Raw genomic sequence first — 19489 nt, forward strand, 5'->3', positions numbered from 1 at the left:
GTCAGGTCGTTACGGGCGTCGCAGCGCGTCGGCCGCGCCCGCTCCGCCGAGCAGGGACTGGACGCCGTCCAGGTCACTGCCGCTGGTCGGCTTGCCGCGGACCGCGGGCGGCTGCTGGCCGCCCTTGATCTCGGCCTCCAGCAGGAGCTTGCCGAGCAGCGCCGGGTCCGGCAGCTCCATCGGGTACTCACCGTCGAAGCAGGCCCGGCAGAGCCGGTCCTTCGGCTGCTTGGTGGCCTCGATCATGCCGTCGATCGAGATGTAGGAGAGCGAGTCGGCACCGAGGGTGCGGCCGATCTCCTCGATGGTCATGCCGTTGGCGATCAGCTCCGCGCGGGTGGCGAAGTCGATGCCGAAGAAGCACGGCCACTTGACCGGCGGCGAGGAGATCCGGATGTGGACCTCGGCCGCGCCGGCTTCGCGGAGCATCTTCACCAGGGCGCGCTGGGTGTTGCCGCGGACGATCGAGTCGTCCACGACCACCAGGCGCTTGCCCTGGATGACCTCGCGCAGCGGGTTGAGCTTCAACCGGATGCCGAGCTGGCGGATGGTCTGGCTGGGCTGGATGAAGGTGCGGCCCACGTAGGCGTTCTTCACCAGGCCCGAGCCGTACGGGATGCCGCTGGCCTCGGCGTAGCCGATGGCGGCGGGGGTGCCGGACTCCGGGGTCGCTATCACCAGGTCCGCGTCGACGGGCGCCTCGGCGGCCAGCTTGCGGCCCATCTCCACACGGGAGAGGTGCACGTTGCGACCGGCGATGGAGGTGTCGGGGCGGGCCAGGTAGACGTACTCGAAGACGCAGCCCTTGGGCTTGGCCTCGGCGAAGCGGGAGGTCCGCATGCCGTTCTCGTCGATGGCGATGAGCTCACCGGGCTCGACCTCGCGGATGAAGGAGGCGCCGCAGATGTCGAGCGCCGCCGTCTCGGAGGCGACCACCCAGCCGCGCTCCAGCCGGCCGAGCACCAGCGGGCGGATGCCCTGCGGGTCGCGGGCGGCGTAGAGCGTGTGCTCGTCCATGAAGACCAGCGAGAACGCGCCCTTGACCTTGGGCAGGACGAGCTTGGCCGTCTCCTCGATGGAGAGGTCCGGGTGCCCGGCGAGCAGGGCCGTCACCAGATCGGTGTCGTTGGTCGCGGCCGAGCGGCCCGAGCGGGAGACGTGCTCCTCTCCGGGCAGTTCGGCGACCATGGCCGCCAGTTCGGCGGTGTTCACCAGGTTTCCGTTGTGCCCGAGGGCCAGCGAACCGTGAACGGTCGCGCGGAAGGTCGGCTGGGCGTTCTCCCAGACCGAGGAACCGGTGGTCGAGTAGCGGGCGTGTCCGACGGCGATATGCCCGTGCAACGACCCCAGGGAGGCCTCGTCGAAGACCTGGGAGACGAGTCCCATGTCCTTGAAGACGAGAATCTGGGAGCCGTTGCTCACTGCGATGCCCGCGGATTCCTGACCGCGGTGCTGCAGGGCGTAAAGGCCGAAGAACGTGAGCTTGGCGACCTCCTCGCCGGGAGCCCAGACACCGAAGACGCCGCAAGCGTCCTGGGGGCCTTTCTCACCGGGAAGAAGATCGTGGTTGAGTCTTCCGTCACCACGTGGCACGCCTTCGAGTCTAGGGCAGTTGGCACAGGCTTCCGGAACCGGGGAGGCGGGGATTGTTGGGCGATCGGTCGGCGACGCGCGTAGACAAAACCCCTTACCAGGTGCGGATTTCGGGGTGATGGAATTCGACGGAGGGGCGCTTGGCCTTGCGGTTCGCGCCCGTTGACGCATTCCGTGTGCGGACGACCCGCAGGTGAACGGCGGGCAACGTGAGCCTGCTCACCCGAGGGGCCGACGGGGCGGGACCAAGGCGTGACAGGGGGCTGGCGGGGGCTTCGTGGGGGTTCAGGACGTGCCCGTCCGCGCTCCGGCGGGTGCGCCCGGTCTCAGCCGGCCGGGAGCAGGAGCCCCCAGGCGCCCGGATGCACCGTCCAGGTCCGGACCCGGACCGGGCCCACCGGGTGACCGTCCGCCTCGTAGCCGAACCCGCGCCCCGCCACCGAGACGGTCGCCGCCCGGGCGCGCACGAGTGCGCCGGGTGTGCGGACCACGATCTCCATGACCCCGGCGCCGAGCGCCTCCCCGCCCGGCAGGCTCACCTCGACCACCTTGACCGGCCGGTGGACGTCCGCGAGCAGTCGGCCGTCCGCCTCGATCCGGAGGCGGGCGCTGTGCTCGCCCTTGCCGGGCTCGATCGTGAGTGAGGTCCCCTGCTCGGCCGCAGCCAGTTTCGCCCATAGCGAACGCCAGCCGCTCGAACGGCTCACCATCCGACGCGCCCCGCCGCCCGAGATCCGCACTCCGCCGAGCGCCACTCCACCGCCGTCGTCCACCAGCAGGTCCAGCTTGCGCGGCACCCCCGCGAGCACCGCCCGCGCGGCCCGCACCGGCTCGCCCGGCACGCCGAGCGCACGGGCCGCCAGCAGCTCGTCCGAGCGCCCCACCGGAACCATGCCCACCGGGTCCGCACCCAGCTCACGCTGGCGGTGGAGGGCCTGGAGCACCCGCTGCATCGCGAGGTCGGAGCCGATCACCACGGGTCGGCGCCGACCCCGGTGCGAAAGCACCCGGTCGAGTTCGGAAGGGCTCTCCGGATAGGCCACCTTGGCGTCCGCCCCTCCGCACAGGACGTCCCGCGCGATCCGCACCGACTCGCCGTCGGTCTGCCGGGCCGCCGGGTCGAGGAGCAGGAGGAGCGGTTCGGGGCCGCCGCTCGCGGGCGTGGACAGGGACGACACGACCGGTCCTTCCTCAGGTAATCTCTCGGTGCAAGAGCCCCTTGCGCTATTGCGCCAGGGGCTTCGTCTATCTCGGGGCAGACTGCGGCTTTCGCAGGATGCCCCAACCGGAAGGGGTGTACGCCTGTGCCGGCACTCGTGCTCGTTGGCGCTCAGTGGGGGGACGAGGGCAAGGGGAAGGCGACCGACCTCCTCGGCGGCTCCGTCGACTACGTCGTTCGCTACCAGGGCGGCAACAACGCCGGTCACACGGTGGTCATCGGCGACCAGAAGTATGCCCTGCACCTGCTGCCTTCCGGCATCCTCAGCCCGAATGTGACTCCGGTGATCGGCAACGGCGTCGTTATCGACCCGGGTGTGCTGCTCTCCGAGCTCAGCGGGCTGAACGAGCGCGGCATCGACACCTCCAAGCTGCTGATCTCGGGCAACGCCCACCTGATCACGCCGTACCACCGCACCCTGGACAAGGTCACCGAGCGCTTCCTCGGCAAGCGCCGGATCGGCACCACCGGCCGTGGCATCGGCCCGACCTACGCGGACAAGATCAACCGCGTCGGCATCCGGGTCCAGGACCTCTTCGACGAGTCGATCCTTCGGCAGAAGATCGAAGCGGCGCTGCACGACAAGAACCAGCTGCTGGTCAAGCTGTACAACCGCCGCGCCATCCCCGCCGAGCTGGTGCTGGAGGAGTACCTCGGCTACGCGGAGAAGATCAAGCCGTTCCTGGCCGACACCACCCTGGTGCTCGACGAGGCGCTCAAGGCGAACAAGGTCGTCCTCCTGGAGGGCGGCCAGGGCACCCTGCTGGACGTCGACCACGGCACGTACCCCTTCGTCACCTCGTCGAACCCGACCGCCGGTGGGGCCTGCACCGGCGCCGGCATCGGCCCGACCAAGATCGACCGGGTCATCGGCATCCTGAAGGCGTACACCACCCGCGTCGGTTCGGGCCCGTTCCCGACCGAGCTGCTGGACGCCGACGGCGAGGCGCTGCGCCGCATCGGCGGCGAGCGCGGCGTCACCACCGGCCGTGACCGGCGCTGCGGCTGGTTCGACGCCGTGATCGCGCGCTACGCGACCCGGGTCAACGGCCTGACCGACTTCTTCCTCACCAAGCTCGACGTCCTCACCGGCTGGGAGCAGATCCCGGTCTGCGTCGCGTACGAGATCGACGGCAAGCGCGTCGAGGAGCTCCCGTACAACCAGTCCGACTTCCACCACGCCAAGCCGATCTACGAGACGCTGCCGGGCTGGACCGAGGACCTCAGCAAGGCCCAGACCTTCGCCGACCTGCCGAAGAACGCGCAGGCCTACGTGAAGGCGCTGGAGGAGATGTCGGGCGCGCCGATCTCCGCCATCGGCGTCGGCCCGGGCCGGTACGAGACGATCCAGATCAACTCGTTCGTCTGAGCCTGACTCTTCGCGGCCGAGAGGCCCTGCGGGACGCTGCGTCCCGCAGGGCCTTCCTCTTGCCCTTCCCCCTCTGCACTAGTGCAATGACATCTTGCATCTAGTGCAGAGTTTGGCTACTTTCGGGATCATGACCGCGAAGCTGCCTGCCCCCGTCACCCTGACCGGCCGCCACGTCCGTCTGGAGCCGTTGAGCCGGGACCACCTCTCCGACCTCTGGGCCACCGTCGGCCCCGACCCGGACGTCTGGCGCTGGATCCCGTTCGGCGCCCCGACGACGGAGGAGGAGCTGGGCGCGATCCTCGACATCCGCCTGGCCGAGGTCGAGGCCGGGAACGCCGTGAAGTTCGCCGTGATCGACCTCGCGAGCGACCGGGCCGTCGGCATCACCGGGTACTACGACTTCCGTGCGGAGGACGAGCTGGTCGAGATCGGCGGCACCTGGTACGCGAGGTCGGCCTGGCGGACGGCGATCAACACGGAGGCCAAGCTGCTGCTGCTCGTCCACGCCTTCGAGGACCTGGGCATGGGCCGGGTGTTCTGGAAGACGGACGCGCTCAACGACCGCTCCCGAAACGCGATCCTGCGCCTGGGAGCCCAGTACGAGGGCATTCACCGCCGGGAAAAGCTGCGGGCCAACGGCAGCTGGCGGGACAGCGCCTACTTCTCGATGCTGGCGGACGAGTGGCCGGCAGCCAAGTCCCGCCTGGTGGAGCGCCTTTCACGCGGCTGACGGCTCGCGATGAGCTGCGCGACGATGCCGACGAAGAGCACCGACACCAGCAGCCCGGCCAGCAGGAAGACACCCATCAGCCGCCGACCGCCACTACGGCCCACACCGCTTTGCCGTACGCCCCGATGAGTTCCACACCCCACTCATCGGCAAGCGCGCCCACGAGGTCAAGCCCCCGCCCGTCCGTTCGATCGCTGTCGGGGGCTGGACTGACGATCGGGGCGGCGGACCGGTTCGACTTTGGGAACTTGTGCCCCCCATGGCTGCCTCGACCCACCGAGCCAAGTGGACCGCCCTGCCCGGACGCGGGAGACTGCCCGCATGCCGCCGGGGAGTACACCAAGCGCCCGTCAGGTGCGCGTTGGCCTGGAGCCGTGGAAGATGCGCGACTCCGCCCGCAGGACCAGCGCTGACGCTGCATCAACCACCGGGCTCGATCCAACGGAGATCACCATCCGGGTCATCACCTTCGATGCCCCCGGATTCGCCGGCGCGGGGCACCCGATCCTCTACGCCGGAGGCGCCGTCCCAAGACTGGACACCATCCAACTCGGCTCCGTCCCCGGGTCGATCTTCATTGACCGACTCGGACCGGCTCGGGAACTACCGAGAGACGCCGGATGCCATGGACAGGTCGGCACTCAGCCCGGTCGACTCGGCCACCTTCATCGATGATCTTCTGACACCGCAGGTAGCGCAGGAAGTCGGCCCAGCCGACTTCCTGCACAGGGCACATCTGGCAGATGCCCGCGCCACCACCCCCAGGAGAGGCCGGTATCAGTAGCCGGCAGAAGTCGAGCAGCAGCTCCCAAGACGGAGGGAACTCCGTGGAGGTCTCCAAGAACGGCGAAGCCCCGATCGAGATCCGCGAGTCCGATGCGCCAGACTCGGTCATCGTCACGACGCCCAAGAGGTTCGTGCTCTGGCTCGAAGGGGTCAAGCACGGCGAGTTCGACCACTTGGGCGCCTAGCGGAATCGCTCCGGTGACGCCCGCACGTGCGCGGGCCACCGGGTCCACGTACACCGACTCGAAGGACCGGCAACCATGAACGACTGGCAGAAGGCCATCCTCGGCGGCGAGGCAGGCGATTCGCTCGAAGTCCGCACCGTCGACGACATGGTCGAGATCCGCGACCCCGGCACCGGTGACATCATCGTCCGCACCACCCCCCGCAAGTGGGAGGCCTTCCTGCTCGGCGTGAAGGCCGGCGAGTTCGACCACTTCGTCGCCTGAGCGAATCGCTCCGGTGGCCCCTTGCGCCACGCAAGGGGCCACCGAGCAGGCGAACCCCCGTACGAACACGGGCTACCCGTACGGTCAACATCGTCACGGTCTCCAGTAGTGGAAACTCTGCCCCCTTGCGCCCCCCGTTTGAGTCCCGGAAGGATCGACGCTGACATCGGAACCTTGCCGGGGGGAACCTTGCTGGTCCGCAAGCTCGTCAGCTCGTGTGAAGACGGGGAATGTCCGACGCTGTACGCCACCGATCGAGGGGCATTGCTCGTCCAGGGCGAAATTCCGGCAGACCACGGCCTGGAACTTCCCGGGCACGAGACGGTGGTAGAGATCCCGGCCGAACTCATCCGAAAGGCCATCCGTGACAACCTCATCTAGGACACTTGCCCAGTGGTTCGGCGAGTTCGAGACAGAGGCGTTCCGACTGGAGACCCTTGACGACTACAGCCGGTCCGGCGGAATCGACGCGTACCAGGCCTTTCTCGCCGGCGAACCCCAGCCCGAGTCTTTCAAGTCGGCGGCGTGGCTGGACACCGTGCGAAATGCCACCGAATCGGGCAAGCGCATGTACAGGGTTCACATCCTCTCCCGTCCACTCACCCCGTACCTCCGATTTGATCTCGGGCGGGGATATCTGCGGAACATCGAAGCCGGCGAGGAGTTCTTCACCCTCGACACCACGGATCAGGAAAATCCGATCCCGGCTGCGCCGGACTTCTGGATGTTCGACAACCAGACCATCGGTGTCATGAACTACGACGACCACGGAAAATACCTCGGTGCGGACTTCCCGACTGGCGAGCGCCTGCGCGAATTCTCCGCCTACCGAGACAGCGCGCTGGCGCACGCCGAACCGTTCGCCGAATGGTGGGCAAAACACAGCGAGTGAACAGAACTGACCTGGGAACAGCGCTGCGGGCACTGCGGCAGGCATCCGGCAAGGAGGCCAAAGCCATCGCCCGCAGCGCCGTCATGTCTGCGAGCAAGCTGAGCAAGATCGAGAACGGGCGGGTGGCCCCATCGGTCATGGACGTCGACCGCATCCTCACCGCCATAGGAGTTTCGGACGAGGTCAAGACCGAGTATCTGGCGGCGGCCCGGGCAGCGGCCACGGAGAGCGTGGCGTGGCGCGAGTACCGCCGCCTCGGCTACCACCGGAAGCAACGGCAGATCATGGCACTCGACCAGTCCATGACTACGCTGAAACTGTTCCAGCCGTCATTGGTGCCAGGCCTTTTGCAGACACCGGAATATGTGCGATCCATCCTGGACGGCAAGAACCTGGGTGCCGAATCCATCAGCCGTACAGTCAGCGCTCGGCTCGAACGGCAAGGAGTGGTCTACGACTCCTCCAAGACCATGATCTTCGTCATCACCGAGCCGGTTCTTCGCTGGCGCTTACTTCCACCCGCGATGATGGCCGGACAGCTCGACAGGATCATCTCCGTTTCGCGCTTGCCGAACGTCGATATTCGACTCGCACCTCTCGCGGCACAGCAGGTGGATGCACCCAGGACACTCGTTCGCCATCAGAGACGACCGGGTGGTGACGGTGGAAACAGCCCACGCGGAGATCGTCGTGACCGACTCCCGGGATGTCTCCTCCTATCTGAACAGTTCGGCAGATTCGCCGGGTCTGCCGTGTCCGGCGACTCGATGCGGATTGCGGTTGAACGAATTCGAGACGAGTACTTGCAGGAGTAGCGGGCGGCTCCGCAGCCCTGGCCAGGAGCCACGGAACAGATTATTTCTGAAACTGGAAATCTGGAGAAACCCTAGTGGTTTCCGGCCTACCGTGGTGCTCGTCCGGAAGAACGACAGCCGCGGGGAGTCACGACATGGCCGAAGCCTCTGAGGTGTGGGTGCCCAAGGCCGGGCAGCGGGTGTACATGCGCGGGACCGGTGCTGCGGTGCAGGTGATGGAGGTCCGGCGATTCTGTCTCTACGTGAGGCCGTTGGGCGGTTGGCGGGAGCGGGTCGTCCGGGTCGCCGATCTGATCCCGCCCGACCGGGCGGCTTCTCCGCCTGGCAGGCCGCGCGGACAAGGCGGGCGCGGTCGAACTCACCGTCATTCCCAGGGTTTGTGTGAAAGGGAGAACCCATGTCCGCTGAAGTTCTCGACCTGACCGAGCGGCGATTGCCCGCCCTGGACGGGCAGCACGGGCCGACGAGCCCGTTCGCGTTCCGCTTCCTCACGCCGGTCACCGGCGCCGGGGGCATCCTGCCCGGCATCCGGGCCGGCCACACCCCCGCCCTGGCGGAGGCCCTGATCGGGAGGGCCGCCTCGTGGAGCGACGCACCGCCGGCGGCGATCACCTCGTTCGCGGTGGCCCAGGCCGGATACTGGGAGCGCAACTCCCGCCTCCCGGCTCCGCCCGGCGTGCCGTACCTGCGCGACTACCAGGCCCGGATGGCTGCGGTCGGACGGGGCTGGATCGCCCACCGGACCGGGTGGCGCTGACCGACCGACAGAGACGAGCCGAACGTGGCGACCGCGCCCGTGATCCGCAGTGACGCCCCCGGTTCCTTCCCCTGGAGCGTGTTCCACGAGCGCCACCCGGAGCTCGTCCGGCAGGTCCTCGACGCGCTGCCGTACGGGCCCGCCCAGCGGGCGGCGGTGGAGCGGCTGCTGGTGGAGAGCACCACGGGTGTCCTGGAACCGCCGGACGGGAGCGTCCAGGACCGCGAGCAGTGGCTGGCGTGGGGCGAGGGCCTCTGGGGCCGGCCCTGGGGCGAGGCGCCGTTCCTGTGGGCGGAGAACTGGTTCTACCACCGCCTGATCGACGCCACCGGCTGGTTCCGGCCCGGGGCGTGGCGGGGCATCGACCCCTTCGGTCCGTTCAAGGCGGCCGAGTTGGCGGGCCCGGCGGTGGACGACGAGCTGGCGGCGCTGGAGCCACTGGGTGAACTTCCCCGACGGCAGCGCGAGGCGGCCCTGTTGGCGTCCGCGCTGTGGGGCAACCGCGCGGATCTCAGCTTCGGGATGACGGCGACGGGCGACACCACCGCCTCCGATCCGGTCGTCGACGACAGTGCGCTGTTCTGGACCGAGCTGGAGCGGGCCCCGGGCGGGCGGGTCTGCGTCGTCGCGGACAACGCCGGCCGGGAGCTGCTGCCCGACCTGGTGCTGATCGACCACCTGCTCGGCGAGGGCCTGGCGGCCGAGGTGGTGCTGTACGTGAAGCCCCGGCCGTACTTCGTGTCGGACGCGACCACGGCCGATCTGCTCGCCACGGTCGAGCGCCTGCGGGCGGCCCGCTCGCCCCGGGCGGCGGCGGTCGGCCGGCGGCTGTGGCGAGCGCTCGGTACGGGCGAACTCGCCGTCCGCACGCATGCGTTCTTCTGTGCGCCGCTGACCTTCCACGAGCTGCCCGCCGACCTCCGGGCGGAGTTCGCCGGTGCGGCGCTGACGGTCTTCAAGGGGGATCTCAACTACCGGCGCCTGGTGGGCGATCGGCTCTGGCCGCCGACCACCCCGTTCGCGGACGTGGTCGCGTACTTCCCGTCGTCCGTCGCGGCGCTGCGGACGCTCAAGTCGGACGTGGTGGTCGGCCTCGCACCCGCCGTCCTCGCCCGCCTCGACGCCACCGGGGCCCGGTGGCGCACCAGTGGTCGGCACGCGGTCGTCCAGGTCCACCGGCGGCCACCCGGGCGGTGAGTCCGGGCCGCGCGGCCAGGTGGGCCGGTCCGACCCGTGAAAAGGGCGAGGAGTGGCCACCCCGGCTTCGATAGACTGCGGACGCCCACAGTGGAACGCCACTCTGTGGCAGCCCGGAGTCCGGCGTCCGTGCCGGAACTCCGTTGCGGCCCCCAGACCCTGCGCCTGTCACGGCACTCCGGGCTGGGGTGCGTGCGGGAGAAATCGGAGCATCCGAGGATGGCTCGGCACCTGATCACCAGCGCCCTTCCGTACATCAACGGGATCAAGCACCTGGGCAACATGGTCGGGTCCATGCTCCCGGCGGACGTCTACTCCCGGTACCTGCGCCAGCGCGGCCACGAGGTGCTGTACATCTGCGCCACCGACGAGCACGGGACGCCGGCCGAGCTGGCCGCGCAGGAGGCCGGGTTGCCGGTCGCGGAGTTCTGCGCGCAGGCGCACGACCAGCAGAAGGCCGTCTATGACGGGTTCCGGCTGTCGTTCGACCACTTCGGGCGCAGCTCCTCGCCGCAGAACCGGGAGATCACCCAGGAGATCGCCCGCGAGCTGCACGCCAACGGGTTCATCGAGGAGCGGGCGATCCGCCAGGTGTACTCGGTCACCGACGGGCGGTTCCTGCCGGACCGGTACATCGTCGGCACCTGCCCGCACTGCGGCTACGACAAGGCGCGCGGCGACCAGTGCGAGAACTGCACCCGGGTGCTCGACCCGACGGACCTGCTGGAGCCGCGCTCGGCGATCAGCGGCAGCTCCGACCTGGAGGTGCGGGAGACGAAGCACCTCTTCCTGCTCCAGTCGAAGCTGACCGAGCAGGTCGAGGAGTGGGTCGACGCGCACGGCGACCAGTGGCCCGTCCTCGCCTCCTCGATCGCCCGCAAGTGGCTGACCGAGGGCCTGCAGGACCGCGCCATCACCCGTGACCTGGAATGGGGCGTCCCGGTGCCGGCCGATGTGTGGCCGGAGCTGGCGGCCGCGGGCAAGGTCTTCTACGTCTGGTTCGACGCCCCGATCGAGTACATCGGCGCCACCAAGGAGTGGGCGGACTCGGCGGCGGACGGCGAGGTCCGGGACTGGAAGTCCTGGTGGTACGAGGCCGACGAGACCGTCCGGTACACGGAGTTCATGGCCAAGGACAACGTCCCGTTCCACACGGTGATGTTCCCGGCCACCCTCCTCGGCTCGCGCAAGCCCTGGAAGAAGGTCGACTACGTCAAGGCCTTCAACTGGCTGACGTACTACGGCGGCAAGTTCTCCACCAGTCAGAAGCGGGGCATCTTCACCGACGTCGCGCTGGAGCTGCTGCCGGCCGACTACTGGCGCTACTTCCTGATGGCGCACGCGCCCGAGTCGGACGACTCCAGCTTCTCCTGGGACCTCTTCTCCTCCGTCGTCAACAAGGACCTCGCCGACACCCTCGGCAACTTCGTGAACCGCGTGCTCTCCTTCAGCCGCAAGCGGTTCGGCGACGACGTCCCCGCCGGGCACGCGGCGGGCGAGGCGGAGGAGCGGCTGGGCGCGCAGATCGCCGAGCTGCTGGCCGAGTACGAGGCCCAGCTGGAGGCGCTGAACTTCCGCAAGGCCGCGCAGAGCCTGCGCACGCTGTGGAGTGCCGGAAACGCCTACCTGGACGAGAAGGCGCCCTGGCTCCAGGTGAAGACCGACCCCGAGGCAGCCGCGCTGACCCTGCGGACGGCGATGAACCTGATCCACCTCTACGCGGTGGTCTCCGAGCCGTTCATCCCGGCCGCGGCGCTGGCCATGCGCGAGGCGTTCGCGCTCGCCGACGACGCCCCGGCCCGTACCCGCGCCTGGGTGAGCCCGGAGGAGGCGCGCGCGCTGGACTTCGTGCCGGCCGGCACCGCGTTCACCGTCCCGCCGGTGCTCTTCGCCAAGATCACCGAGGAGGACATGGCCTCCTGGACCGCCCGCTTCGGCGGCGGCGAGTAGGCCGGGCGAGGTCCAGCAGGTCCAGCGCCGAGTCGCGGCAGGGCGCACCGGACCGGGCGCGCCCTGCTACGGCTCGGCGCAGCCCCCGTTGCCACCGGCCGGCAGCGGGGGCCGGTCAGGGTCGCCCGTTCAGGGTTACTCGCTCAGGGCTGCCCGGTCAGGGTGAGCCCGGCGCCGTCCCGGTGGTCTCGGCGGCGACCCAGGCCAGGTAGTCGGCGCTCCCGGCGACCACCGGGACGGCGATGATCTCGGGTGTCTCGTAGTCGTGGTGCTCGGCGAGGTAGGCACCGAGGCGGGTGACGAGGTCGGCGCGGGTCTTGAGGTCGACGCGCCACTCGGGGCTCTCCCGCACCTCGCCGTCCCACCAGTAGAGCGACCGGACGGGGTGGATCTGCGCGCACGCGGCCAGCCGTTCGCGCACGGCGGCGGCGGCCAGGGCGCGCGCCTTGTCCTCGGCGTCGTGGGTCGTGGTCACCACGACGACGTCAGGGGTGGAAGCTGCCATGGCGCGACCGTACCGCCGACGCACCGACGCGCGGAGCGGGACGTCGGACCGGCCGACTTCCCGTGCACGGGTGACGGCGAGCCGAGCCGCTGTCGCGGTCGCGGCGCTCAGGCGAGGGCGTCGCGCTCAGGCGAGGGCGTCGCGGGCCGCGGTGAGAACGGCGGCGATGTCGGCGGTGTCGGCGGCGGCCTCGTCGAGGCTCGCGGCGAGCGTCTCCCGGTAGGTGGTCCGGGCCTCCTCGTGGCGGGCCCGGCCGGTGGCGGTGATGACGGTGTAGACGCCGCGCCTGTCGTCCGGGCAGGAGTCCCGGTAGGTGAAGTCGGCGGCGTGCAGGCGGGCGACCAGCCGGGTGACGGAGCTCTGGTTGAGGCCGAGCCCGGCGGCGAGGTCCTGCATCCGCAGCTCCCCCTTGGGCGCTTCGGCGAGAAGGCCGAGGGCCCGGTACTCGGAGAGCCCGAGGCCGTGCCGACGCTGGAGGGCGGCGGCCAGGCGGCTCTCGACGTGCGTGTGCAGAGCGGTCAGCCGACTCCACATCCGGGCGTCCGCATCGCCGCCGGTGGGGCTGGGTGGAGAGGTCACGGGGCTGCTCCCTGGCCGAGCGGGGTGGGTTGACACAGATTACTTGTACATGCATGCTCTTGCCCAGTCGACATAAATTTGCACATACATGCAACCACCATGAACCCGGGGGGCTCCCATGGCCTGGATCTACCTGCTCGTCGCCTCGGTCTTCGAGGTCGTCTTCGCCCTCGCCACCAACGCGACCCACGGCTTCACCGTGCTGGGGCCGTCGCTGCTCAGCGCCGCGGCCGCCGCCGGCGGGATCTTCTTCCTCAGTCTGGCCCTGAAGACCCTCGACGTCGGCGTCGGCTACACCGTGTGGACCGGGATCGGCTCGGTCGGCACCGTCCTCCTCGGGTCGGTGATCTTCCACGAGTCGATGAACGCCGGAAAGGCGGTCGCCTTCGTGCTGATCATCGGCGGAGTACTCGGCCTCAAGCTCGCCGACCGGCTCGGCGCGCAGCCGCCGGCCTCGGCCTGAGCCGGACCGGCTCCTCCCCGCTCCCGACACCGCACCGCACCGCAGTCCCCAACCGATCCCCCTCACCCACAGGAGCAGTCCGTCATGGCCTGGGTCTTCCTCGCGATCGCCGTCGTCTTCGAAATCGCCTTCGCCCTCGGCACCAACGCCACCCGGGGCTTCACCAGGCTCTGGCCGTCCGTCTTCACCCTGGTCGCCGCCGCGGCCGGCGTCTTCACCCTGAGCCAGGCGCTCAAGACCCTCGACGTCAGCGTCGGGTACACGATCTGGACCGGGCTCGGCTCGATCGGCACCGTGGTCTTCGGCGCCCTGATCTACAAGGAGCGGATCACTCTCCCCAAGCTGCTCTCGTTCGCCTCGATCATCGCCGGGGCGATCACCCTGAAGCTCGCCGCCGGGATCTGAACCGGCGCCGCCACCACCGGGTTTCACCCGTTCGTGGAATCGCCCCGCCCTCGCGCCATCGGCAAGACCGGCGCTTCCCGACCCGACCGGAGGGAGGCGGCGACGGACGCCGAGCACGAGCCGCTGAAGGCGTGGTACGCCAGGCGGGAAGGGCGCCGACGGACACCCGGGACGCGTGACGCGATCACCCTGGCCCCCGGGCCGCGCCGCGGGGCGCACGTGTTCCGGGACGGGCCGCGCCTGGTCGTCGAGTGGGACGGCTTCGAGTGGCAGCCGGTCGCCGTGGCGGAGAGCTACGCGGAGGCGTACCCGCTGATCGTCCGCTCCGGGCCGACCGACGGGGCGCCCGCACCGGCGGCAGGCGACGCGGTGGCGACGGCCGAGGCCGCCGGGACGGCCGGGCCCCCGGGGGCGACGTTCCCGCGGGCGGACGCCCCGGTGGCGCTGCTCCGGAAGGGCACCGGGCGGCACCGGGCGGCACCGGAAGCCGGACCGGTGAGCGCCGGACGCTCCCGACCGGCCCGGCCCGACGCCGCACGCGGGGGCGGCAAGGGCGGCGAGGCGGGGGCGACGGCCGGTGCGCCCGCGGCCGGTGCGCCCGCGGCCGGCCGGGAACCGGTCAACTCCTCACTCCGGGCCGGCCGCCCGGGCCGTGTGGACGGTCGTGGCGGTGAGGTAGAAGGCGTCCGGCCGGGCGAGGATGCCGGCGGGGGCCTCGGGGTCGAGCAGGGCGTCCAGGGTCGCGCGGTCGGTGGCGTCGAGGCCCTCGCCGAGTCGCCCGCGCTGGCGGGCCAGGTACGTGTGCAGGTACTCGCGGGCCGTGCGGTCGAGCGGCGCCGGCAGGTCGGTGAGGAAGGTCCGCGTGCCGCTGGGAACGAGGCCGGCTGCGGCCAGCAGCGCGGGCCAGTCCTCCACCGTGTCGACGGCGTCCGGGACTTCGGCGCGCATCTCGGCGAAGGTGTCCTCCAGGGCGGCATCCAGACGGGCCTGGAGGCCGGGGCGGCCGAGGCCGATGTCCCGGGGGAGGAAGCGCAGCGGGAGCCCGCGCTCGGCGACTGCCAGCAGACCGCCCGGGCGCAGCGAGCCGGCCAGCGCGGTCAGCGCCGCCTGCTGGTCGCCGAGGTGGTGGATCGCGTTGGCGGACCAGATCAGGTCGGCGGCGCCGAGCAGCGAGAAGTCGCCCGGCAGATCGGCCTGCTGAGTGGTGAGGCGGTCGGCCGAACGGACCCGCGCCCGCTCCAGCAGGGCCGGGGACTGGTCCACGGCGACCACCTCGGCGTCCGGGAAGACCTCGGCCAGCAGCCCCGCGATCACACCCGGCCCGCTGCCGACGTCCAGGACGCGCCGGACGCCGCTGCTCGCGCGGCTGTCCTCGCTCGCCCTGCGGCCACTGCTCGATGGGCTGCCGTTGCGCGTACCACTGCCGTTGCTCGATGAGCTGCCGTCGCTCGATGAGCTGCCGTTGCTCGCATCGCTGCCGTCCAGCAACTCCCGCAACCAGTGGGCCGCCTCGGTGATGGCCGGGGCGCGCAGCTCGGCCTCGCGCTCCAGGAGGGTGGCGAGGGCGTCCCAGTCGACGTCACCGGTGGCCTCGTGGCCGTGCCCGTGGTGCGTGTGCCCGCGGTCCTGACCGTGGGCGTGGACGTGATCGGGGCCGGGTGCGGGGCGGTGCGATCGGTTCATGACGTTCTCCGTTCCAGCGGACGGGGGGGGTTCACAGCGTTCCGGTTCCGGACCTGCGCGGCCGTGAGGGCCTGTTCGGTCTCCTCACCCACCAGGTCGTGCTCGATTGACGGCGAACGCCGCCGACGTGCCGTCCCCGTTGCCGTCCTGCCGTCCTGCCTGCCTGCCTGCCTGCCTGCCTGCCGTCGACCATGGCGATCACCTCCGCCGCCAGGCTGCGACAGGGCCCGTTCCACCGGCAAGCCATGTTGCCGGTTCCGCAAAAGGGACGGGCGCGCCGAGCGCATCACCGCGTGCGGTGCCAGTACGAGCGGGCGGCGACGGCCAGGGCGGTGCCGAAGACGGCGAAGGCCCCGAGGCCGATCCAGGCGACCAGAAGCACGTCCGCCTCGGTGGGGAAGTCCCCGGGCGACACGGTCACCACGCCGGTGGTGGCGAGGGCCAGGTAGCCGATGCCGAAGACGCCGTACGGCGCGAGCGTCGCGGCGCCGAGCAGGGCGGGGGCGAGCGGCAGCCAGCGGGGGACGCGACGACCGCGCAGCAGCCAGGTCCACCGGGGAAACACCTGGCCCCACGGGCGGACCAGGCCCCAGAGCAGGAACACCCCGAGCACCGCCAGCAGCGCCGTCGCGTCCACGCCCCAGGACTCCAGGGTGAGCCAGAGCCCGGAGGCGCCGTTGCGGACGGCGACGGCCCGCATCTGCGCCCCGCTCAGGCCGGCGAACGTACCGCCGAGGGCCCAGGTCAGCTTCATCACGACGTACGGCGCGAACGCCAGTGTCCCCGCGAGAGCGGCCAGTTGGACCGTGCCCGAGGCCGCCGACGAAGCCGGGGGCGAGCCCGTGCCGGCCGCCCGGACGGTCGGACCGCCGGTGCGGGCGGAGACCGCCAGCAGGACGGCGCCGAGCGCGGCGAGCGCGTGCTGGACCGCGCCCGGCCAACTGTCCACGTCCTGGTTGAAGACCAGCGTGATGACGTCCATCAGCAGGCCGAACGCCGCCGCTCCGGTCAGGGCGCAGAGCGTCCACAGCACCGGTCGCAAGACCCGCGGCCGCGCCGGGCGGCGCCGTCCTCCCCGCGCCGCGGCCGCCCCGGTCACCGCCGCGACGGCGCCCACCGCGGCGACCGCCCAACCCGGCCGGACCGCACCGAACAGTGCCTCCCCGGTCAGCGCGCAGCCGAGCCCGAAGCCCGCGTAGGCGACGCCCCAGGCGGCCACCCCCCGACCGTCCGCGCCCCACCCCGCCGGACCACGCTCCGCCGGACCACGCTCCACCGCGTCCCGCCCCGCCCGGCCCCCGTCGTCCGCCGCCCGTACCGCCGCCCCGCCCGCCGATGTCGTCATGACCCCACGGTCACACCGGCCGCCCGGGCCGGACCTCCCCCGCGCGGGGGAACCCGCTCCCCCGCGCGGGTGGGCCCGTCGGCCCCGGCCGCCCTTGCCCTGGAGTGCACTCCAGGGCCTACTGTCTGACACCTCGGCACGGATCCTGACCAGGGAGACTGAACCATGCGCTACCGCGTCCTCGGCGGCACCGGCATCGAGGTGAGCGCCTACTGCCTCGGCACCATGATGTTCGGCGCGGTCGGCAACCCCGACCACGACGACTGCGCCCGCATCATCCACACCGCCCTCGACCAGGGCATCAACTTCGTCGACACCGCGGACATGTACTCGGCGGGCGAGTCCGAGGAGATCGTCGGCAAGGCACTGCAGAGCCGCGGCAGCCGCGACGACGTCGTCGTCGCGACCAAGGTGCACTTCCCGATGGGTGAGGGCCGCAACCGGAGCGGCAACTCGCGGCGCTGGATCGTCCGCGAGGTGGAGGAGAGCCTGCGCCGGCTGCGCACCGACTGGATCGACCTCTACCAGGTCCACCGACCCGACCACACCACCGACATCGAGGAGACCCTCTCCGCGCTCGGCGACCTCGTCACGGCCGGCAAGATCCGCGCCTTCGGCTGCTCGACCTTCCCCGCCGAGGAGATCGTCGAGGCGTACCACGTCGCCGAGCGCCGCGGCCTGCCCCGCTTCCGCACCGAGCAGCCGCCGTACTCGCTGCTCGCCCGGGGCGTCGAGCGGGAGGTGCTGCCGACCGTCCGACGGCTCGGCATGGGCGCACTGACCTGGAGCCCGCTCGCCTCCGGCTTCCTCACCGGCCGCTACCGCAAGGGCCGCCCGATCGACCTCGGCACCGGCCGGGCCGCCCTCACCCCGGCCCGCTTCGACCCGGCGCTGCCGGTCAACGCGGCCAAGCTGGACGCCGTCGAGGAGCTGACCGCGCTCGCCGACGACCTCGGCCGCACCCTGCCCGAACTGGCCGTCGCCTTCCCGCTGGCGCACCCGGCCGTCACCTCGGTGATCATCGGCCCGCGCACCGGGGAGCAGTTGGCGGCGGCCCTCAAGGGCGCCGACCTCACCCTGGACGACGCCGCCCTCGACCGGATCGACGCCATCGTCCCGCCCGGTACGAACGTCTACCACCCGGACGGCGTCTGGCAGCCGCCCGCCCTCACCGACCCGACTCTGCGTCGCCGCCCCGCCACCGACCGCGCGGCGGGCTAGCACCTGCCCGCCGTCAGTTGCCGGCCCCGGGAGGATCACCCCCGGGGCCGGCAACTGACGGCGCCACCCGGAGCGCCGGCCCGGACGGGCGCAGCGGCGGCACGCGTTCCGGACGCCCCCTCGCCCCGCCTAGCGCCGCAGCAGGTCGATCACGCCGGTCAGGTCCTCCGCTCCGGACCCCTCCGCGAGCCGACGTGCCATCAGCTCGAAGTACGGGGCGAGCAGCTCGGGGCTGACGCCCTGCTCCTCGGCGGTGCGCAGGAAGGTGGGGGTGCCGGCGACCTGCATGGCGAGGTTGGAGACCACCCCCAGGGTGTAGTCGCCGGACTCCAGCTGTGCGGCGGTCTGCGCCGCCGAGCCGGCCATCGCCTGGAGCCAGGAGGTCAGCAGCGGGGCGAGGTCGCTCGGGGCCACGGACTCCTTGCCGATCAGCGCGAAGGCGTGCGCCACCCCGGCGAACATGCCGTACATGGCGCTCAGCAGCGCCACGTCGTACAGGGCGGCGAAGCCGGCGTCCTCGCCGACGAACCGGGTGGCGGCCGGGACGGCCAGGGTGTCGCGGTGCTCCTCGAAGAGCTCCTGCGAGCCGCTGTAGAAGACGTACGGACCGGCCGCCGGGACGCCGATCATCGGCGGGACGGCCATGATCCCGCCGTCCAGGTAGCGGGCATCGCGCTCGCGGGCCCAGGCGGCGCGGGCGCGGGCCAGGCCGGGGGTGCTGGTGACCAGGTTGACGAGGTCCCGGCCGGCCAGGTCGACGCCGTCCAGCGCCTCCTCGACGGAGGCGTCGTCGAGGAGGCAGACGACCACCAGCCGGTTGGCCGCGACCGCCTCGGCGGCGGTGGCGGCGACGGTGGCGCCCTGGGCGGCGAGCGGTTCGGCCCGGGCGGCGGTGCGGTTCCAGACGGTCAGCGAATGCCCGGCGGCGAGCCAGGTCCGCGCCAGCGCGGCGCCCATCGCGCCGAGTCCGAGCAGGGTGAGGGAGGTCGGGGCGGTCTTCGACAGGGGGTCAACGTTCTTCTGTGCCATGCCGATCAGGCTCGTCGCCAGGGGAGTCGGCGGACAAGTACGCACTTCGGTGTGGGTGGTTACCCTGAGGTGAGCGATGAGGTCGGAAGGGGTGGGGCATGGCGACGGTGCCGAGGCCGGGTGGGTACGTCTGCGGGATCGACGCGGCGATGGACGTGATCGGCGGCAAGTGGAAGGTGCTGATCCTCTGGGCGCTGGACGAGCGGCCGTACTGCCGCTTCGGCGAGCTGCGCCGCCAGGTGCCGGGGATCACCGAGAAGGTGCTCGCCGCCCATCTGCGCGAGCTGGAGGCCGACGGCATCGTGCACCGCGAGTCGTACCAGGAGGTGCCGCCGCGCGTCGAGTACTCGCTGACGGCGGTCGGGGCGCGGCTCAACGCGGCGCTGGCACCGCTGGGGGCCTGGGGCCGCGAGCACGTCCTCGGCGGGGCCGCGCACCCCGACCAGGGAGCCGCGTGACCCGACCGGGCACCGGGCGTCACGCGGGGCCAGGTCCGGCG

20 protein-coding genes and 2 pseudogenes are annotated in these 19489 nt (G+C 71.3%); 15 read left to right on the forward strand and 7 right to left on the reverse strand.

Going from position 1 to position 19489, the window contains the following annotated elements; translation table 11 throughout:
* Positions 1-9 precede the first annotated feature (9 nt).
* Entirely contained in the window at positions 10-1593 is a 1584-nt protein-coding gene (gene purF, locus AB0J08_RS16570; protein ID WP_360633550.1) for an amidophosphoribosyltransferase, read from the reverse strand.
* 326 nt (positions 1594-1919) lie between these two features.
* Positions 1920-2771, reverse strand: a complete 852-nt coding sequence (locus tag AB0J08_RS16575; protein ID WP_360633553.1) for a diacylglycerol kinase — start codon at positions 2769-2771, stop codon at positions 1920-1922.
* A gap of 126 nt (positions 2772-2897) precedes the next feature.
* Here AB0J08_RS16575 and AB0J08_RS16580 point away from each other — a divergent pair, with 126 nt between their 5' ends.
* The 10 genes and pseudogenes from AB0J08_RS16580 to metG all read left to right on the forward strand — a co-directional run bounded on the left by AB0J08_RS16580 (position 2898) and on the right by metG (position 11760).
* A complete protein-coding gene (locus AB0J08_RS16580) occupies positions 2898-4181 on the forward strand; it encodes an adenylosuccinate synthase (protein WP_360633556.1) in 1284 nt (427 codons plus the stop codon).
* 130 nt (positions 4182-4311) lie between these two features.
* Positions 4312-4914 (forward strand): GNAT family protein, encoded by a 603-nt coding sequence (locus AB0J08_RS16585; protein WP_360633559.1) that lies wholly within the window; start codon positions 4312-4314, stop codon positions 4912-4914.
* Between the two features lie 743 nt (positions 4915-5657).
* Positions 5658-5885: a DUF397 domain-containing protein gene (locus AB0J08_RS16590; protein WP_360633562.1), complete on the forward strand. Its 228-nt coding sequence runs from the start codon at positions 5658-5660 to the stop codon at positions 5883-5885.
* A 75-nt stretch (positions 5886-5960) separates the two neighbouring features.
* On the forward strand, positions 5961-6149 hold the full coding sequence (locus AB0J08_RS16595; RefSeq protein ID WP_360633565.1) for a DUF397 domain-containing protein: 189 nt from the start codon (positions 5961-5963) through the stop codon (positions 6147-6149).
* Between the two features lie 189 nt (positions 6150-6338).
* Complete coding sequence (locus AB0J08_RS16600) at positions 6339-6530, forward strand: hypothetical protein (protein WP_360633568.1); 192 nt, start codon at positions 6339-6341, stop codon at positions 6528-6530.
* On the forward strand, positions 6514-7041 hold the full coding sequence (locus AB0J08_RS16605) for a DUF6879 family protein (RefSeq protein ID WP_360633571.1): 528 nt from the start codon (positions 6514-6516) through the stop codon (positions 7039-7041). The genes AB0J08_RS16600 and AB0J08_RS16605 overlap by 17 nt, the downstream gene beginning before the upstream one ends.
* Positions 7038-7856, forward strand: a pseudogene (locus tag AB0J08_RS16610) (helix-turn-helix transcriptional regulator). The gene AB0J08_RS16605 and the pseudogene AB0J08_RS16610 overlap by 4 nt, the downstream one beginning before the upstream one ends.
* Before the next feature lie 397 nt (positions 7857-8253).
* Positions 8254-8613, forward strand: a complete 360-nt coding sequence (locus AB0J08_RS16615) for a hypothetical protein (RefSeq protein ID WP_360633574.1) — start codon at positions 8254-8256, stop codon at positions 8611-8613.
* Between the two features lie 24 nt (positions 8614-8637).
* Entirely contained in the window at positions 8638-9810 is a 1173-nt protein-coding gene (locus tag AB0J08_RS16620; RefSeq protein WP_360633577.1) for a damage-control phosphatase ARMT1 family protein, read from the forward strand.
* Positions 9811-10029: 219 nt separating this feature from the next.
* The gene (gene metG, locus AB0J08_RS16625) at positions 10030-11760 is read left to right on the forward strand and encodes a methionine--tRNA ligase (RefSeq protein ID WP_360633580.1); all 1731 of its coding nucleotides are present in this window, start codon (positions 10030-10032) and stop codon (positions 11758-11760) included.
* Positions 11761-11917: 157 nt separating this feature from the next.
* On the opposite strand, the gene cutA is transcribed toward metG, so the two are convergent.
* Both cutA and AB0J08_RS16635 read right to left on the reverse strand, forming a co-directional pair.
* On the reverse strand, positions 11918-12265 hold the full coding sequence (gene cutA, locus AB0J08_RS16630; RefSeq protein WP_360633583.1) for a divalent-cation tolerance protein CutA: 348 nt from the start codon (positions 12263-12265) through the stop codon (positions 11918-11920).
* A gap of 126 nt (positions 12266-12391) precedes the next feature.
* Complete coding sequence (locus AB0J08_RS16635) at positions 12392-12844, reverse strand: MarR family transcriptional regulator (protein ID WP_360633586.1); 453 nt, start codon at positions 12842-12844, stop codon at positions 12392-12394.
* 118 nt (positions 12845-12962) lie between these two features.
* Between AB0J08_RS16635 and AB0J08_RS16640 the strand changes: the two genes are divergently transcribed.
* The 3 genes and pseudogenes from AB0J08_RS16640 to AB0J08_RS16650 form a co-directional block, all read left to right on the forward strand.
* Positions 12963-13307, forward strand: coding sequence for a multidrug efflux SMR transporter (locus tag AB0J08_RS16640; RefSeq protein ID WP_360633589.1), 345 nt, complete (start codon positions 12963-12965; stop codon positions 13305-13307).
* A gap of 84 nt (positions 13308-13391) precedes the next feature.
* Positions 13392-13712 (forward strand): multidrug efflux SMR transporter, encoded by a 321-nt coding sequence (locus AB0J08_RS16645; protein ID WP_360633592.1) that lies wholly within the window; start codon positions 13392-13394, stop codon positions 13710-13712.
* A 33-nt stretch (positions 13713-13745) separates the two neighbouring features.
* A pseudogene (locus tag AB0J08_RS16650) lies at positions 13746-14174 on the forward strand (DUF6087 family protein); the annotation flags it as partial.
* Positions 14175-14339: 165 nt separating this feature from the next.
* Here AB0J08_RS16650 and AB0J08_RS16655 read toward each other — a convergent pair.
* The gene (locus AB0J08_RS16655) at positions 14340-15395 is read right to left on the reverse strand and encodes a class I SAM-dependent methyltransferase (protein ID WP_360633595.1); all 1056 of its coding nucleotides are present in this window, start codon (positions 15393-15395) and stop codon (positions 14340-14342) included.
* Between the two features lie 286 nt (positions 15396-15681).
* A complete protein-coding gene (locus AB0J08_RS16660; RefSeq protein ID WP_360633598.1) occupies positions 15682-16740 on the reverse strand; it encodes a hypothetical protein in 1059 nt (352 codons plus the stop codon).
* Between the two features lie 165 nt (positions 16741-16905).
* Between AB0J08_RS16660 and AB0J08_RS16665 the strand changes: the two genes are divergently transcribed.
* On the forward strand, positions 16906-17961 hold the full coding sequence (locus AB0J08_RS16665; protein WP_360633601.1) for an aldo/keto reductase: 1056 nt from the start codon (positions 16906-16908) through the stop codon (positions 17959-17961).
* 129 nt (positions 17962-18090) lie between these two features.
* On the opposite strand, the gene AB0J08_RS16670 is transcribed toward AB0J08_RS16665, so the two are convergent.
* Positions 18091-18990 (reverse strand): NAD(P)-binding domain-containing protein, encoded by a 900-nt coding sequence (locus AB0J08_RS16670; protein WP_360633604.1) that lies wholly within the window; start codon positions 18988-18990, stop codon positions 18091-18093.
* A 98-nt stretch (positions 18991-19088) separates the two neighbouring features.
* On the opposite strand from AB0J08_RS16670, the gene AB0J08_RS16675 reads away from it, so the two are divergent.
* On the forward strand, positions 19089-19448 hold the full coding sequence (locus AB0J08_RS16675; RefSeq protein ID WP_360633607.1) for a helix-turn-helix domain-containing protein: 360 nt from the start codon (positions 19089-19091) through the stop codon (positions 19446-19448).
* Positions 19449-19489: the final 41 nt, after the last annotated feature.

This window comes from Kitasatospora sp. NPDC050463 (assembly GCF_040655255.1).
GTDB lineage: Bacteria > Actinomycetota > Actinomycetes > Streptomycetales > Streptomycetaceae > Kitasatospora.